The organism is Cytobacillus eiseniae (assembly GCF_017874625.1).
Taxonomy (GTDB): Bacteria; Bacillota; Bacilli; order Bacillales; family Cytobacillaceae; genus Cytobacillus; species Cytobacillus eiseniae.
In genome coordinates, this window is sequence record NZ_JAGIKZ010000032.1 from 1 (window position 1) to 16,225 (window position 16,225).

General features: G+C 39.1%; 12 protein-coding genes and 6 tRNA genes. 14 read left to right on the forward strand and 4 right to left on the reverse strand.

The genetic code is table 11. The features are described from left to right. The first annotated feature begins 116 nt into the window (after positions 1-116). The 6 genes from J2Z40_RS17570 to J2Z40_RS17595 all read left to right on the forward strand — a co-directional run bounded on the left by J2Z40_RS17570 (position 117) and on the right by J2Z40_RS17595 (position 671). A tRNA-Phe gene (locus J2Z40_RS17570) sits at positions 117-192 on the forward strand. A gap of 3 nt (positions 193-195) precedes the next feature. Beyond that, positions 196-269, forward strand: a tRNA-Gly gene (locus J2Z40_RS17575). 57 nt (positions 270-326) lie between these two features. Beyond that, a tRNA-Ile gene (locus J2Z40_RS17580) sits at positions 327-403 on the forward strand. A gap of 13 nt (positions 404-416) precedes the next feature. Then, positions 417-491, forward strand: a tRNA-Asn gene (locus J2Z40_RS17585). A gap of 10 nt (positions 492-501) precedes the next feature. Beyond that, positions 502-592: transfer RNA gene (locus J2Z40_RS17590), tRNA-Ser, on the forward strand. A 7-nt stretch (positions 593-599) separates the two neighbouring features. After that, positions 600-671 (forward strand) — tRNA-Glu (locus J2Z40_RS17595). A gap of 79 nt (positions 672-750) precedes the next feature. Here J2Z40_RS17595 and J2Z40_RS17600 read toward each other — a convergent pair. Then, positions 751-948: a hypothetical protein gene (locus J2Z40_RS17600; RefSeq protein WP_066397079.1), complete on the reverse strand. Its 198-nt coding sequence runs from the start codon at positions 946-948 to the stop codon at positions 751-753. A 286-nt stretch (positions 949-1,234) separates the two neighbouring features. Between J2Z40_RS17600 and glgB the strand changes: the two genes are divergently transcribed. The 5 genes from glgB to J2Z40_RS17625 are packed head-to-tail and all read left to right on the forward strand — an operon-like array spanning position 1,235 to position 9,150. Then, entirely contained in the window at positions 1,235-3,178 is a 1,944-nt protein-coding gene (gene glgB / locus J2Z40_RS17605; protein ID WP_066397077.1) for a 1,4-alpha-glucan branching protein GlgB, read from the forward strand. Beyond that, positions 3,120-4,265, forward strand: a complete 1,146-nt coding sequence (locus J2Z40_RS17610) for a glucose-1-phosphate adenylyltransferase (protein ID WP_066397075.1) — start codon at positions 3,120-3,122, stop codon at positions 4,263-4,265. The genes glgB and J2Z40_RS17610 overlap by 59 nt, the downstream gene beginning before the upstream one ends. A gap of 46 nt (positions 4,266-4,311) precedes the next feature. Next, a complete protein-coding gene (locus J2Z40_RS17615) occupies positions 4,312-5,340 on the forward strand; it encodes a GlgC family sugar phosphate nucleotidyltransferase (protein ID WP_066397073.1) in 1,029 nt (342 codons plus the stop codon). Further along, positions 5,337-6,770: a glycogen synthase GlgA gene (glgA, locus tag J2Z40_RS17620; RefSeq protein ID WP_066397070.1), complete on the forward strand. Its 1,434-nt coding sequence runs from the start codon at positions 5,337-5,339 to the stop codon at positions 6,768-6,770. Before J2Z40_RS17615 ends, glgA begins: the two co-directional genes overlap by 4 nt. Further along, entirely contained in the window at positions 6,760-9,150 is a 2,391-nt protein-coding gene (locus tag J2Z40_RS17625) for a glycogen/starch/alpha-glucan phosphorylase (protein WP_066397069.1), read from the forward strand. Before glgA ends, J2Z40_RS17625 begins: the two co-directional genes overlap by 11 nt. 12 nt (positions 9,151-9,162) lie before the next feature. Here J2Z40_RS17625 and J2Z40_RS17630 read toward each other — a convergent pair whose 3' ends face one another. The 3 genes from J2Z40_RS17630 to J2Z40_RS17640 all read right to left on the reverse strand — a co-directional run bounded on the left by J2Z40_RS17630 (position 9,163) and on the right by J2Z40_RS17640 (position 11,894). Beyond that, entirely contained in the window at positions 9,163-10,002 is an 840-nt protein-coding gene (locus J2Z40_RS17630) for a dimethylarginine dimethylaminohydrolase family protein (protein ID WP_066397067.1), read from the reverse strand. A 71-nt stretch (positions 10,003-10,073) separates the two neighbouring features. Beyond that, positions 10,074-10,829, reverse strand: coding sequence for a TraR/DksA C4-type zinc finger protein (locus J2Z40_RS17635; RefSeq protein WP_066397064.1), 756 nt, complete (start codon positions 10,827-10,829; stop codon positions 10,074-10,076). 135 nt (positions 10,830-10,964) lie between these two features. Beyond that, positions 10,965-11,894 carry a 1,4-dihydroxy-2-naphthoate polyprenyltransferase gene (locus tag J2Z40_RS17640; protein WP_066397062.1) on the reverse strand — a complete coding sequence of 310 codons (930 nt, stop codon included), beginning with the start codon at positions 11,892-11,894 and terminating at the stop codon, positions 10,965-10,967. Positions 11,895-12,217: 323 nt separating this feature from the next. Here J2Z40_RS17640 and J2Z40_RS17645 point away from each other — a divergent pair, with 323 nt between their 5' ends. Genes J2Z40_RS17645 through menH form a run of 3 tightly spaced genes read left to right on the forward strand, consistent with a single transcriptional unit; the run spans position 12,218 to position 16,193 of the window. Continuing rightward, complete coding sequence (locus J2Z40_RS17645; RefSeq protein WP_066397060.1) at positions 12,218-13,621, forward strand: isochorismate synthase; 1,404 nt, start codon at positions 12,218-12,220, stop codon at positions 13,619-13,621. Continuing rightward, positions 13,618-15,363, forward strand: coding sequence for a 2-succinyl-5-enolpyruvyl-6-hydroxy-3-cyclohexene-1-carboxylic-acid synthase (menD, locus tag J2Z40_RS17650; protein ID WP_066397057.1), 1,746 nt, complete (start codon positions 13,618-13,620; stop codon positions 15,361-15,363). Before J2Z40_RS17645 ends, menD begins: the two co-directional genes overlap by 4 nt. Beyond that, positions 15,363-16,193: a 2-succinyl-6-hydroxy-2,4-cyclohexadiene-1-carboxylate synthase gene (menH, locus tag J2Z40_RS17655; RefSeq protein WP_066397056.1), complete on the forward strand. Its 831-nt coding sequence runs from the start codon at positions 15,363-15,365 to the stop codon at positions 16,191-16,193. The genes menD and menH overlap by 1 nt, the downstream gene beginning before the upstream one ends. Positions 16,194-16,225 lie beyond the last annotated feature (32 nt).

The window sequence follows — 16,225 nt, forward strand, 5'->3', positions numbered from 1 at the left end:
GTAGAGGATCGCTAACATCTATGACTAAGCTTCAGCGGCGATCTGCGAGGAAATTCGTGAGAATTTTTGAGCACAGGTTTTTATTGCAAACATTAATTAGGAATTATATTATATATGGCTCAGTAGCTCAGTCGGTAGAGCAAAGGACTGAAAATCCTTGTGTCGGCGGTTCGATTCCGTCCTGAGCCACCATTTGCGGGTGTAGTTTAGTGGTAAAACCACAGCCTTCCAAGCTGTTGTCGAGGGTTCGATTCCCTTCACCCGCTCCAAAATGAAATTTGTAGGAAGCAGCGAAAATCTAAATGCTACAAATAGACTAATAAAATGGGCCTATAGCTCAGCTGGTTAGAGCGCACGCCTGATAAGCGTGAGGTCGATGGTTCGAGTCCATTTAGGCCCACCATTTTAATTTTTATTCCGCAGTAGCTCAGTGGTAGAGCTATCGGCTGTTAACCGATCGGTCGTAGGTTCAAGTCCTACCTGCGGAGCCATTTTATTTATGGGGAAGTACTCAAGAGGCTGAAGAGGCGCCCCTGCTAAGGGTGTAGGTCGGGTAACCGGCGCGAGGGTTCAAATCCCTCCTTCTCCGCCATAAATAAGGCCCCTTGGTCAAGCGGTTAAGACACCGCCCTTTCACGGCGGTAACACGGGTTCGAATCCCGTAGGGGTCATATATGAAAAGATGTTAATAAAAAAGCACAAGAGAGTTCAACTCTCTTGTGCTTTTTTTATTGCTGAATTCAACTCTGCTTAATCAAACCTTTCATCCTTTTTCTTCATATTATTCCCAGAATTATTAGGATCAAAATCAGATGTAAATCCTGTTGAAGGTCCTCTAAATAAATCCCCTGTAGCAAGAATTTTTCCATCGGGTGGTCCGAATATAGGAGTTTTTCCTTCATTTTTATTTGCTTCGTTTAATAGGTATTCCTCTTCTTTATTACTCAATGCTAATTCCACCTTTCTAATCAAAAAATAGTCCTACTCTTCCAATAAATGAAAGTTTGATCAGTAAGCATTCAGTCATGATGAAATTCTAATACTTATGGGGTTGTTTGCTTTCTTTGTCTTATTTTGTCTTTATATACACTGGATTATGTCGAAAACACTTGAAAGTATTTAAAATCCCACGATTTATAGCAAATCTCCAATGATTCTGTCAATAAATTCAGAAAAATATTACAAGGTTATTTCAATTGACGCTCGAATAGTATTCAATAGGGCAGAAAGTTTAATGAGGAGAAGGGTTGCAGTGAATACAGTAACTAATTTTGACATGCATTTATTTCATGAAGGAACACTTTTTGAAAGCTACAAGCTTTTTGGTGCACATATTATTAAGGAAAACAATGAGACATATACACGTTTTTGTGTCTGGGCACCGAGTGCAACAAATATCAGATTAGTTGGAAATTTTAACAATTGGAATGGAGAACGCTTTCAGTTACATAGAGTAAATCAAGAGGGAATATGGTGTATTCATGTGAAGGGAAATTTACATGGTGCACTCTATAAATATGAAATGACTACACGAGATGGGAACAAACGATTGAAAATGGACCCGTATGGTTTCTGTTCAGAATTCAGGCCAGGAACAGCCTCTATTGTGTACTCGTTAGATGGGTATGAGTGGAAGGACCATCAATGGCTGCAAAGAAAGAGCGAGAAGCGTATGGATCGCATGCCAATAGCCATTTACGAGGTTCATTTAGGGTCTTGGAGACGACATGAAGATGGCACTCCGTTGTCTTACCAAGAGGCAGCAGCAGAATTAATCCCATATGTGAAAGAGCTTGGCTTTACACATATTGAATTATTACCCTTAATTGAGCATCCGCTCGACGAGTCTTGGGGGTATCAGGCAACTGGATATTATTCAGTTACAAGCAGGTATGGTTCCCCATTCGACCTCATGCATTTTATTGATCAATGTCATCAAAATGGGCTTGGTGTAATTTTAGACTGGACTCCAGGGCATTTTTGTAAGGATGGACATGGATTATATCAGTTTGATGGGTCGTATTTATATGAATATGAAACATATGAAGACAGAGAAAACATCGTCTGGGGAACAGCAAATTTTGATTTAGGAAAAAATGAAGTTAGAAGCTTCCTCATTTCAAATGCCCTGTTTTGGATGGATTATTTTCATATTGATGGGCTTAGGGTTGATGCAGTAGCTAATATTCTTTATTGGCCAAATCAATATGGGAAGGAAAATTCATTCGGTCGTGAGTTTTTACAAAGTTTAAATCAGACTGTTATTGCGCATGATCCTACGTTTTTAATGATTGCTGAAGATTCAACGAAATGGCCACATGTTACTGCACCAGTCGAGTATGGCGGCCTTGGCTTTAGCCATAAATGGAATATGGGTTGGATGAATGATGTTCTCACGTATATGGAGACCGCACCAGAATCAAGGAAGCAGGTCCATGGGAAAATGACTTTCCCGCTGATGTATGCCTATAAGGAAACCTTTATTCTCCCGTTATCGCATGATGAGGTCGTTCATGGGAAAAAGTCTTTATTGAATAAAATGCCTGGTGATTACTGGCAAAAATTTGCACAGCTCCGCCTATTGCTAGGCTATATGATTGCTCATCCTGGGAAGAAATTGCTATTCATGGGATTTGAAATTGGACAATTTGATGAATGGAAGGATAAATCAGCACTTGATTGGAACTTACTCGATTTTGAAATGCATAGAAAACTAAATCACTATGTAAAAAGGCTATTAAAATTGTACCGTCGCTCTAAGCCACTTTTCGAAATGGATCATATGAGTGAGGGGTTTGAATGGATTGATGTCCATAATTATCAGCAGTCCATCTTTTCATTTATTCGTAGGGGTGTAGATGAGGAACTTGTTGTTGTCTGTAACTTTACAGAGCGCACCTATATTGATTATCGATTAGGTGTGCCAAAGGAAGGATCCTATCGCGAAATCTTCAATAGTGATCGCGAGGAATTTGGAGGCTCCAATTGCGTGAATAAAAAGGTAGTAAGAACAGAGAACGTTGAATTTCATGGAAAGCCATGCTCGATTCGAATGACGATTCCACCATTTGGATTATCCATTATGCGTCCTGTTAAGCATCGGAAGGAGAGAAAGGGAAATGGGAAAGAAAAGATGTGTAGCCATGCTGTTAGCTGGAGGGAAAGGAAGCAGACTTAATTCCTTAACAAAAAGTTTGGCAAAACCTGCCGTTCCCTTTGGAGGTAAATATCGAATCATTGATTTTACATTAAGTAATTGTACGAATTCAGGAATTGATACGGTAGGGGTGCTTACTCAATATCAGCCGCTTGTCTTGAATTCGTATATTGGAATTGGGAGTGCTTGGGATTTGGACCGCAGAAATGGAGGAGTAACCGTTCTGCCGCCATATAGTGAGTCATCAGAGGTGAAATGGTATACAGGAACTGCAAGCGCTATTTATCAAAATCTTACTTATTTAACACAATATGAACCTGAATATGTGCTGATTTTGTCTGGAGATCATATTTATAAGATGAATTACGAGCAAATGCTTGATTATCATATTGAGAAGGGTGCAGATGTAACGATTTCAGTAATAGAAGTCCCATGGGAGGAAGCAAGCCGATTTGGGATTATGAATACAAATAGGGATATGGAAATTGTTGAGTTTGAAGAGAAACCAGAGGATCCAAAGAATAATCTCGCCTCTATGGGAATTTATATTTTTACATGGTCTCTCTTAAAAGAATATTTAAAGAAGGATAATCTGGATCCGAATTCCAATCATGATTTTGGGAAGGATATTATTCCTATGCTGCTTAGGGAACAGAAAAGGCTCTTTGCATATCCATTTAAAGGTTATTGGAAGGATGTAGGAACAGTGAAAAGCCTCTGGGAAGCAAATATGGATTTATTAGATGAAAACTGCGAATTGAATTTATTTGATTATAGCTGGCGCATTTACTCAGTAAATCCAAATCAGCCGCCACAATATATTTCACCTGGGGCAGAGGTAATTGATTCACTTATTAATGAAGGCTGTACGGTTGAGGGGGAAGTGACAAGATCTGTTCTTTTCCAAGGTGTTTCAGTTGGCAGTGGTTCATTTATTCGTGAAACAGTCGTAATGCCTAATACAGTTATTGGTCAAAATGTCTTTATTGAAAAGGCGATTATCCCTCCGAATATGAGAATACCGGATGGGACAGTGATTCAAGGTTCGAAGGAAAGCGAAGACATTATTCTCGTATCTGAGGAAATGCTAGAAGAAATGATTGGATGAGAGAAGGCTATTTTTATAAGAGAGGATTATATGGGAGGGGAAAGGATTGAATAAAAGCTTACTAGGTGTGATAGATGCAACAACCCATCATGAGGGATTAGAGGATTTAATGACCTATCGATCACTTGCAGCGATTCCTTTTGCAGGCAGGTATCGCCTAATTGATTTTGTCCTTTCGAATATGGTGAATTCGAATATTGAGAGTGTCGCTATTTTCCCTAAATTTCAATATCGATCATTAATGGATCATTTAGGGTCAGGAAAAGATTGGGATTTGAATAGGAAGAGAGATGGTCTTTTCTTCTTCCCGTCTTCAATTATAGAAGGGATTAGAAGAGGAATTGGTTCCTTCAACCATTTTGCTGCAAATATCGATTACTTTTATCGGAGTAAGCAGGAATATGCACTAATAGCAAATTGCTTTACCGTGTGTCAAATGAATTTCAAGCCAGTGTTAGAAAAACATATTCAATCAGGCTGTGATATTACAGAAATTTATCATGGTGGAAAGTCCATGCAAATGTATTTAGTAAAGATATCGCTTTTAATCGAATTGATTCATATGAGGGAGGAGACAGGATATACATGTATGAGCGATGTTGTGTCCGATATTGATCATCCTTATCGGCTATGTTTCTATGAATGGAATGGATATTCAATGATGATTGACTCGATTCAATCGTATTTTGCAGCAAGTATGGAACTTCTTCAGCCAGAGATATGGAAGAAGTTATTTTTAAAAGAAGCGCCCATTTATACAAAGGTGAAGGATGAACCACCTACACGATATTCAAAAGAATCATCTGTCCGCCATTCCATGATTGCGAATGGCTGTCAAATGGAGGGGACAGTTGAAAATAGCATCATTTCAAGAGCAGTATCAATCGGAAGAGGCTCGATCGTCAAGAACTGTATTATCATGCAGAAAACGCAAATAGGGGAGAATTGCTTGCTAGATTCTGTCATTATTGATAAAGATGTAAGACTTGAGTCAGGTACGGTCATTACAGGTTCTAGCTCATCCCCTTACGTGATTCAAAAGGGAAAAAGGCAAGGAGCGCTGATGAGTTCGTGAACATTCTATTTGTCGTTTCAGAGTGCGTCCCATTTGTAAAATCAGGAGGATTGGCAGATGTTGCTGGTTCTTTGCCAAAGGAACTGGCAAAGCAAGGACTCGATATTCGCGTGATTCTGCCGAAATACAGTACTATATCAGATGAGTACAAAAAACAGATGAAGAAAAAGGCAGATTTTATTGTAGAAGTCGGATGGAGAAAGCAATATTGCGGAATTGAAGAACTTGTTCATCAAGGAATTACTTATTATTTTATTGATAATGAATATTATTTTTCTCGTGAACAATTGTATGGATATTTTGATGACGGGGAACGTTTTGCTTTTTTTAATTTAGCAGTGATTGAAGCTCTTTCCTACCTTTCATTTCAACCAGCGATCATCCATTGCCATGATTGGCATACAGGAATGATTCCATTTCTTTTAAGCATTTCTAAAAACTACGTGGCTATTCGAACGGTATTTACGATCCATAATCTTCAGTTTCAAGGAATTATGCCTAGGGAGACATTATCCGATTTGTTTGGATTAAGTGAGCACTATTTTCATGTAGATCAGTTGGAATATTATGGGGATGTTAATTTAATGAAAGGGGGAATTGTTGCTGCAGATCATTTGACGACCGTTAGCCCGACCTACAAACAGGAAATTCAAACGTATACATATGGGGAAGGGCTCCATGATTTATTGAAAAGCCGGGCAACTGATCTAGCAGGAATTCTCAATGGAATTGATGATGCATTCTATCATCCTGGGGAGGATCCTTTTTTATATAAATGCTATAGCAATCCATCGGGAAAAAGAGCAAATAAATTATATATACAAGAGCATTTTGGACTCCCCAAAAAAGAGGAGACGCCACTTATTGCTATGATCACAAGACTTACAGAGCAAAAGGGAATTGATCTTGTCCATCGTGTGTTTCGAGAGTTAATGGCAGAGGATATTCAATTGATTATTCTTGGCTCTGGTGAGAAAGAATATGAAAATTTCTTCAGAGAGATGGAAGGGTACTATCCTCATAAATGTAAGACATATATCGGTTTTGATGAGGGTCTTGCTCATCAAGTATATGCAGGGGCGGATCTATTTCTTATGCCCTCTAAATTTGAACCATGCGGACTCGGGCAATTAATTGCCATGAAATATGGAGCTGTTCCGATCGTAAGAGAAACAGGAGGACTTACAGATACGGTACAGTCCTATAATCTACTTACAGGTGTAGGGAATGGTTTTACATTTAGTCATTATAATGCGCACGACATGTTATTTACGATTAAAAGGGCACTCAGTTTCTATCAGGATAAAGAATGTTGGCAAACGATCGTAGGAAATGCAATGGCTAGGGATTATAGCTGGACACAATCTGCTTCTCAATATCGAGAGCTTTACTTGAATCTTGTCTCAAGGAGTGAAAGCCATGTTTTCTAGCAAAGAAGGATTTAAAGAAGCCTTTCTGAAAAAGCTTGAGATGACATGTGGGAAAAGCTTTGGTGAGAGCACGAAGCGGGATCATTATTCTACACTTGGGCAAATGGTGAGGGAATATGTGAGTACAAGCTGGATCAATACGAATGAACGTTATCGTATGGGGAAGGGCAAGCAGGTGTATTATTTGTCTATTGAGTTCCTGCTTGGGCGGTTGCTTCAACATAATTTAATGAATTTAGAAATGGAGGAACTCGTTCGAGATGGGCTTGAGGATTTGGGGATCGATCTGTATGAACTAGAAGAAACCGAGTCTGATGCTGGTCTTGGAAATGGTGGTCTAGGAAGATTGGCTGCTTGCTTTATGGATTCCCTTGCGTCATTAGATTTACCTGGTCATGGATGTGGCATTCGCTATAAGCATGGCTTATTTGAACAGAAAATTGTTGATGGATATCAGGTCGAGCTGCCAGAGCAATGGCTGCGTCATGGACATGTATGGGAAGTAAGACGAGCAGAATTGGCGATTGATGTTCCATTTTGGGGAGAGGTAAAAACGAAAGAGGAAAATGGAAAATTGCTGTTCCATCATGTGAATGCGGAAACAATTACTGCTGTTCCATATGATATGCCGATTGTAGGCTACAAGACGGATACAGTAAATACTCTTCGCCTTTGGAATGCTGAACCTGCTCCATTTCCCGCTGATCAGGATATTTTAAAATATAAACGGGAAACAGAATCTGTTTCTGAATTTCTGTATCCAGATGATACTCATGATGAAGGTAAAATACTGCGGTTAAAGCAGCAGTATTTTCTTGTGTCAGCTAGTATTCGTTCGATCATTCGCTCCCATCGAAAGCGATACGGCAGTCTCCACTCCTTTCCTGAACATGTAGGCATTCATATTAACGATACACATCCCGTATTGGCGATTCCAGAGTTAATGCGCATTTTGGTTGATGAAGAAGGAATGCAATGGGACGCGGCATGGAAGATCACGGTTCAAACTGTATCTTACACAAATCATACAACCTTAACAGAGGCACTTGAAAAATGGCCTGTGCGTATTTTTCAGCCGTTATTGCCACGTATTTATATGATTGTCGAAGAGATTAATGAACGTTTTTGCCGCTCACTCTGGGAACGATACCCAGGTGATTGGAAGCATATTGAGCGCATGGCGATTATTGCTCATGATGAAGTGAAGATGGCTCATCTTGCCCTAGTGGGAAGTTTCAGTGTGAATGGTGTAGCATCCCTTCATACAGAGATATTAAAGAAACAGGAAATGAATGACTTCTATCAAATTTATCCTGAGAAATTTAATAATAAAACAAATGGAATTACACATAGAAGATGGTTATTAAAGGCAAATCCAATGCTTGCCCAATTAATTTCAGATGGAATTGGCGATCACTGGATCCGAGAACCCGAACGCTTGAGTGAATTAGTAAAATATAGAGAGGACGTAGCTTTTCTACAGCAGCTATCAATCGTAAAACATCGGAATAAAGAGCGGTTAGCGGCTAGGATGGAGGAGCAGACTGGAATTGCCATTGATCCATCATCGATCTTTGATATTCAAGTGAAACGTCTGCATGCCTATAAAAGACAGCTATTAAATATTTTGCATGTCATGTATTTGTCTAATCGGCTGAAAGAGGATTCTAGCTTTCACATTCATCCACGTACCTTTATTTTCGGAGCGAAAGCCTCACCTGGTTATTATTACGCAAAGAAAATTATTAAACTGATTCATACAGTGGCGGAAAAGGTAAATCATGACCCATTCTTAGCTGACAGGCTAAAGATTGTGTTTCTCGAAAATTATCGTGTGTCACTAGCAGAGGAAGTCTTCCCTGCCGCAGATATTAGTGAACAAATCTCAACAGCAAGCAAGGAAGCTTCTGGAACAGGGAATATGAAATTTATGATGAATGGTGCGATCACTGTCGGAACATTAGATGGTGCAAATGTAGAAATGAAAGAACGGGCGGGGGCAGAAAATCTATTTATTTTCGGGCTTACTGCTGATCAAGTGCAAAATTATTATCAAAATGGCGGGTATCATTCAATGGACTATTATCATCATGACAATCGTATTCGCCAAGTAGTCAATCAGTTAACAAATGGTTTCTTTCCTGATATGGATGATGAATTTGAACCGATCGTTGACTCACTGCTCATGGAAAATGATCAATATTTTGTTCTTCGAGATTTTGATGCTTACGTGACTATTCAAAAACAAGCAGGGAAAATATATGAAAATCAGGAGAAATGGCGAAAAATGTGTTTAATGAATATTGCAGGATCTGGCTATTTCTCAAGTGATCGGACGATTAATCAATATGCAGAAGAGATATGGCATTTGAATAAATAATTGGAGATACCATTAATCTCCTCTAAAAATAGGCAGTGTACAGCAGCGGAATGCACCACCTGATTTGGTGATTTCCGTTATATCTATTTCAATGACATCATAGCCTCTTTGTCGCAATTTATTGTTTAATCCTTCATTTATCGGTAAACTAATGATTTTTTTATTGCCGATAGAAAGGATATTTGGAGCATGTGTCAAGAGCTCATCCTTTGTCACTTCAATGAAATGATAGCGTGATGCAAGTCTTTTCACATGTACACCATTGACTGCATCAGGGCAAATAATGACCTCATCAGGTGAGACAATATTAAAAACACAATCAAGATGGAGAAATGTTTCATTGAATGAAATAGGTATGACATCGTATAGAGGAAGCATTGTTTTCAAATGCTCGATTGCCTGTATAGTTGTTCGAGTGCTTACCCCAGCATAGATTGTTTTTCCATCAATAAGGATATCTCCACCTTCCATTTTTCTGTTTTCTAAATGATGGAAATGCATTTTGTTCTGTTTAAGCCATTGGATAAGCGACTTATCTTCGCCTTGGCGAAGATAAGTTTCCATTTCAGCAACATAAATAGTTGTGCCTATCGTAAATCCAATATCTCTTGTAAAAACTTGATCTGGATATTTTTTATCAGGAGGCAGCAGAATGACTTCGACACCATGGTTTTTAAGTGCACGAACAAAATGACGATGCTGTTTCAATGCTAAGTCTATATTAACGGGCACATTTTTAAATTCCTGATGGTTCGGGTCATTAATGGCTATATACCTTGGCTCACACATGATTACTTTTTGGAGGGGAGCGTATTCATTAGAACAAGAAATATCGATGCTCTGTAAAGACATAAATGATCCTCCTGAATAAATTGATTACGTTCTTGCAGCAGATCGGAGCAGCTTAATGAAATGATTATCGTCTACTCTTCTTCTTCATTTACGTAACCATCTGATTGATGATATTGAACATCCCCGTACGGTGCTTCGATTCCCTCTTCATCAAGCATGGCTTCATATTCCTCATGCTTTTTCGATGGATAGATCGTTCTTTCGGTTCCTTCTAGGTTATTGCCAATGAATGTCTCATAATCCTCTGTAAAGCCTTCATCATCATGACCTTCATTATAAAGAGAGTTGTAATCCTCATAATCTCCTCGTAAATCAGAAGGGGTTTCAGACGTGCCAAAGCGCGCGACTTCTTGAAAGCTATCCTCATTGTCAATCACCTCTCTAAATTGACGATGTTGAAAGGTATTGCCATGTGCGGGCTCAAGGACATCCTCTTCTACTGGACGGTCACTAGGAACCTTTTGTTCAGGGCTGTGCTCTTTGCAATAGAGAGTTTGAGGGAGAACTTCGAGCCGTTCATAAATAATCTCATTCCCACATACTTTGCATTTTCCATAGGTCCCGTCTTCCATTGCCTGTAAAGCTGCATTAATCTTATTTACTTCAGAATCATGATGCTCCTCTAAAGCAAAATCCTTCTCTCTTTCATATAACTCTGAGCCCATATCTGCAGGGTGATTATCATATAAGGAAAGCTCACCAACTGTTTCTCGTGCATTGACATTTTCTAAGCTTCCTTCTTTTTCATCATGGAGAAGGTTTTCTAATGTTTCTTTTTCCTCTATTAGCTGATCTCTTAATTGATTCAGTTGTTGTTTCGTTAACATTCTAATCTCACATCCTCATCAGATTCATCTGAAACTTCCTATGTTGAAATAGGGATATGAATTTAGTATGAACGTTATTAGTAAAATCATGTCAAAGAAAAAAAGCCTTTGCAATGAGCAAAGACTTTCTTGAAATTACATAAAGTACCCAATAAAAAGGCCAATTGATAATAAAAAGCCAAAAATTGTATTCGTTTGAGCGGTTGCTTTCATCGCAGGCATCATCGTAATAGGAATTGTCTTACCAATAAATCCTTTTGTTGCCTTAATTGCCTTTGGTGCACTTAGTACGACGATGGCTAACCATGGAGAAATAATGTTCATAAATATTAGAATGAAGACCCAGATATATGAAACAATAAACATGCTTGCAAGTAAACGGATGGCACTTTGGCGCCCAATTAATATTGCCAATGTTTTCCGTCCAAATTCTTTATCCCCATCTAAATCACGAATATTATTGGAAAGCATGATTGCACCAACTAGAATGAAACTTGGAATGGACACGAGAATACTAGTCGTAGAAACCGTTCCTGTTTGAATAAAGTAAGAAATCAAGATGATGATCATTCCCATGAAAAATCCTGATACGAGTTCTCCAAAAGGTGTATGAGCGATTGGCATAGGACCACCTGTATATAAATAGCCGATTAACATACAGAAAAGCCCAACAAGTGCTAGCCACCAGCTGCTGCTCATACAAATGTAAATACCTAGTAATAAGGAAATTCCATAAAGTGAAAGGGCTAAATTCATAATCGTCTTCGGTTTAATCCCATCTCGAACAATCGCCCCGCCGATTCCAACTGATTCCTCTGTATCTAGTCCTCTTTTGTAATCATAGTATTCATTAAACATATTCGTTGCTGCTTGGATGAGCAGACTGGCAATAAGCATTGCGAAAAATAATCCAAAGTGAACAGTCGTTACTTGCATAGCTAATGCTGTACCTAGCAGAACAGGTACAAAAGCGGCTGTTAGCGTATGAGGTCTTGTTAATTGCCACCAAACTCTCCAGTTCCTCGAATTGGAGGGCTGAAGGCTTGTATGCGTCTGTGGTTGCATATAACTCTCCCCTTATCTTCTATATATGAAATGAATCAAACTTATATATTATAACGATAATTACTTGTCCTGTCAAAAAGAGCAAATACTCTCAACATCTAGTCTATGGAATCGATAGGAGGGTGTCAATGGAAGAATGAAACAGTTAATTGTTGATTTTTTTAGGTTGTTTCATTCCTTATGTCGAATCGTTAAAAGTAATGGAGAAATGTGAAAAACAAAGGGAGTGACGCTGATGATTGACATATGAATGAAAAGAAGTGTATGGTACAATTAGCGTAGACGAAGGATAACAGCAATCGGCTGTTGTTGGAGGGATTTTTTTGGTTACGATACAAGGAACGGAGCTAAAAGAAGGAATCCTGAAAGCGATCGAGAGGGCAAAAAATTTATCTAAACCAATTTTAGTAAGTGAAGTGCAAGAAATTCATCGTATCGACCCTCTTTCATTTTTCGCAGCAGGGAACAAGCTCTATTTAGGAGAACGTTTTTTCTGGAAGGACCCGTCAAATGAGACATTTATGATCGGTCTTGGAATATGTAAACAAATTCAATCGGATCAGGCAGCTGACCGCTTTTTTCTTGTGGAAAAGGAATGGAAAAGCTTTATAGAGGATGCGATTATTTATAATCGTTATCAAAAAAATGGAATCGGTCCTGTGATGTTTGGTGGATTTTCATTTGATCCGCTTAAAGCTAAAACAAAGCTTTGGTCCAAATATTCAAATTCTCTTTTCCATATTCCAAAATTTATGTACAGTGAGCTCAATGGGAAAGCCTATTTAACTACCAATGTGGTTTGTACTCAACATGATCATGCCTCTTTAGCAGAAATGATTAGTGCAGAAAGAAAAGTATTTATTACAGCTGGAGCAGAACTTAATGAAGAGAAAAATGAGCTGATCAATGAGGAAGAGATTCATCCTGAAAAATGGAAAGAAACAGTCACTGCTGTTGTGAATGAACTGAAAGCGGGTTCATTGAAGAAAGTAGTCTTAGCAAGGGAAACAAGACTTCGTTTCAATCAGACCATTCAAATTGAGCAGGTGCTTAAGCATTTACTTAAAGAACAGCAAGAAAGCTTTATATTTGCGTTTGAATCCAATGGGGATTGCTTTATAGGGGCTTCTCCTGAACGGCTTGTAAAGAAAAATGGCACAAGCTTCTTGACAACCTGTCTTGCAGGTTCCAGTGCAAGAGGGAAGACAGAAGAGGAAGATCAGCGACTAGGAAATGAACTATTAAATGACCCGAAGAATAGCATTGAGCATCATTATGTCGTTCGAATGATTAAAGAGGCAATGGAAGCAGTATGTGAAGAAGTGACGCTTCCTAACAAAACCGGGCTGCTAAAAATGAGAGATATTCAGCATCTATATACACCGGTGACTGGCAAAGCAAAAAAAGATACGTCTCTGCTTTCATTAGTGGACCGTTTGCATCCAACACCTGCATTAGGTGGTTTACCTAAGATGGAAGCTGTTCAAAAAATTAGAGAAGTCGAAGAATTAGACCGTGGCTTTTATGGAGCGCCAATCGGCTGGATGGACTATGAAGAAAATGGCGAATTCGCCGTATCTATTCGTTCAGGTCTTATTCAAGGAGATGAAGCATCTATTTTTGCAGGTTGTGGTGTTGTAGAGGATTCGATCGCTGACAGTGAATACATCGAAACAAAAATTAAATTTCGACCGATGTTAACGGCACTAGGAGGAATAATCAAATGAATCATCAAGAGTCTCTAACCTCTTATATTGCTGCGTTTGTTTCTGAATTATATAAAAGTGGGGTAGAGGATGTCGTTGTCAGCCCAGGCTCAAGGTCTACCCCGATGGCAATGGTGATTCATGAGCATCCTGAACTTCGTGTGCATATTCATGTAGACGAACGTTCGGCTGCCTTTTTTGCGTTAGGAATAGCAAAAGCTTCGAAAAGGCCAGTCGCCATTCTTTGTACATCAGGCACAGCAGCTGCGAACTACTTTCCTGCTATTGCTGAAGCAAATATTTCAAGAGTTCCATTAATTGTCATGACCGCCGATCGTCCGCATGAATTAAGAGATGTTGGTGCTCCACAGGCAATTGATCAAATTCATTTGTATGGAAATCATGTGAAATGGTTCGTAGAAATGGCACCACCAGAGAACACAAAGGAAATGATCCGCTATGCAAGAACGGTATGTGCGAGAGCCGCAAGTACAGCATTGCGTGCACCAGCAGGTCCTGTTCATTTGAACTTTCCATTTAGAGAGCCATTAATTCCCCAATTGGATCGAGATGATTTATTTGAATTAAACGAACGTGCTCATGGGTATGTAAAGATTCAATCGGGTGATGTATCTCTAACAAAAGCACAAGCAGAGGAAATGGCAGAAAGCATCACTGCGTATAAACGAGGCATGATTGTATGCGGTCCGATTGAAACAGATGGGTTTGCAGAAGCAGTCACTCAATTGGCAAAGAAGCTTAAGCTGCCCATTCTAGCTGACCCGCTTTCCCAGTTAAGAAGTGGAAAGCATGATGGCACCTTTATTATTGATACATATGATACTTTTTTGAAAAACGAGGCAGCAATGCAGCAGTTGAAGCCAGATCTAATTATTCGTTTTGGAGCAATGCCTGTTTCTAAGTCATTGACGATTTTCTTAAAAGAGTGTGAGGATGTCCGCCAATTTGTTGTTGATGGTGGCGGTGGCTGGCGAGATCCTGGTATGATTTCAACAGAAATGATTTATTGCCAAGAAACGAACCTATGTCATTCGATTCTGCCATTTATAGAAGAAAGAACGGATTCTTGTTTTTTTGATCAGTGGAAAGATGTGAATCAATTAACTAGGCACCACCTTGCGAAAATAAATGAGACAGATGCGCTAAGTGAAGGGAAGTTATTTTCTCAATTAGCTGAAACTCTTCCTAAAGGAGCAACCCTTTTTGTTGGCAATAGTATGCCAATTAGAGATTTAGATACCTTTTTCCATTTTAATGAAAAAGGGATAAAAATCATGGGAAATCGAGGCGCGAACGGAATTGATGGAGTCGTTTCAACTGCTTTAGGTGCAGCAACGCGTTCACAGCCACTTTATTTAGTTTTAGGCGATTTAACCTTCTTCCATGATTTAAATGGATTAATTGCTGCGAAGCAATATGATATTCCGATTCATATTATTTTAATTAATAATAATGGCGGGGGAATCTTTTCCTTCCTTCCACAAGCAAACCACCCAAAGAATTTTGAAAAACTATTTGGTACACCTTTGAATTTGGAATTCGAGCATGTAGTGAAAATGTATGGTGGGGAGTACGAGCTAATTAAAGATTGGAGACAATTTGCAGACGTACTCACTCATGATTGTAGTGGGTTAAAAGTTACAGAAATTACAACAAATCGGGACAGGAATTTAGCCGAACATCGAGAATTATGGGCGTCAGTTTCCCAGGAAATAAGTCGATTATTAGCAGGCGAATGCTGATGAAATATCGTGTCGATGGGATAAACTATTATGTGGATTCTTGGGGGAATAAGGAAGCATTTCCTTTCTTGCTTCTCCATGGCTTTACTGGAAGTGCCACATCCTGGAGAAAGCTCAAACCAGACTGGGAACAAACGTTAAATGTATTTGCACTAGATATTATTGGGCATGGACAATCTGATTCCCCTATTGGTGTAGGGAGATACGAGATAGAGGCTGCAGCAAATGATATTGCCGAGCTGATGGACCAAATAGGGATTGAGCAAATCGATCTCCTAGGGTATTCCATGGGTGGCAGGCTCGCACTTACATTTGCAATTAAGTTCCCCAAAAAGGTGAGAAAGCTTATTTTAGAAAGTTCTTCACCAGGCCTCAGGACTGCTGAGGAACAAGAAATAAGAAGATTACAGGATTTGAAGCTAGCGACAACAATTAAAGATCATGGACTCGCTCATTTTGTTGATTATTGGGAGAACATCCCTCTATTTCAAAGTCAAAAAAGACTGCCAGTGGCTATTCGAGAAGAAATTAGAAATGAACGAATGAAAAACTCACAAGATGGCTTATTTTATAGCCTAAAAGGGATGGGCACAGGTGCTCAGCCTTCTTGGTGGGATGAGTTAGATGCATTGAATACGCCTACACTTCTTATAACAGGAAGCTTAGACAAGAAGTTTTGTACGATAGCAGAACAAATGCAAGAATCAATAAAATTCTCATCAGTGAAAACGGTTTTCGATTGTGGACATGCAATACATGTGGAGAAACCGAAAATATTTGGTACAATAGTAAATGAATTCTTGTCGAATGAAAAAAGGAAAACCTTTTAACATGCGAGAATACATCCAAAAGGAGGATTTTG

Excerpts from the sequence above, each read along its gene's own strand:
- J2Z40_RS17640 (WP_066397062.1), bottom strand. The coding sequence starts at position 11,894 with ATGCAACCACAGACGCATACAAGCCTTCAGCCCTCCAATTCGAGGAAC.
- menH (WP_066397056.1), top strand. The coding sequence starts at position 15,363 with ATGAAATATCGTGTCGATGGGATAAACTATTATGTGGATTCTTGGGGG.
- glgB (WP_066397077.1), top strand. The coding sequence starts at position 1,235 with ATGAGGAGAAGGGTTGCAGTGAATACAGTAACTAATTTTGACATGCAT.
- J2Z40_RS17630 (WP_066397067.1), bottom strand. The coding sequence starts at position 10,002 with ATGTCTTTACAGAGCATCGATATTTCTTGTTCTAATGAATACGCTCCC.
- J2Z40_RS17610 (WP_066397075.1), top strand. The coding sequence starts at position 3,120 with ATGGGAAAGAAAAGATGTGTAGCCATGCTGTTAGCTGGAGGGAAAGGA.
- J2Z40_RS17625 (WP_066397069.1), top strand. The coding sequence starts at position 6,760 with ATGTTTTCTAGCAAAGAAGGATTTAAAGAAGCCTTTCTGAAAAAGCTT.
- menD (WP_066397057.1), top strand. The coding sequence starts at position 13,618 with ATGAATCATCAAGAGTCTCTAACCTCTTATATTGCTGCGTTTGTTTCT.
- J2Z40_RS17635 (WP_066397064.1), bottom strand. The coding sequence starts at position 10,829 with ATGTTAACGAAACAACAACTGAATCAATTAAGAGATCAGCTAATAGAG.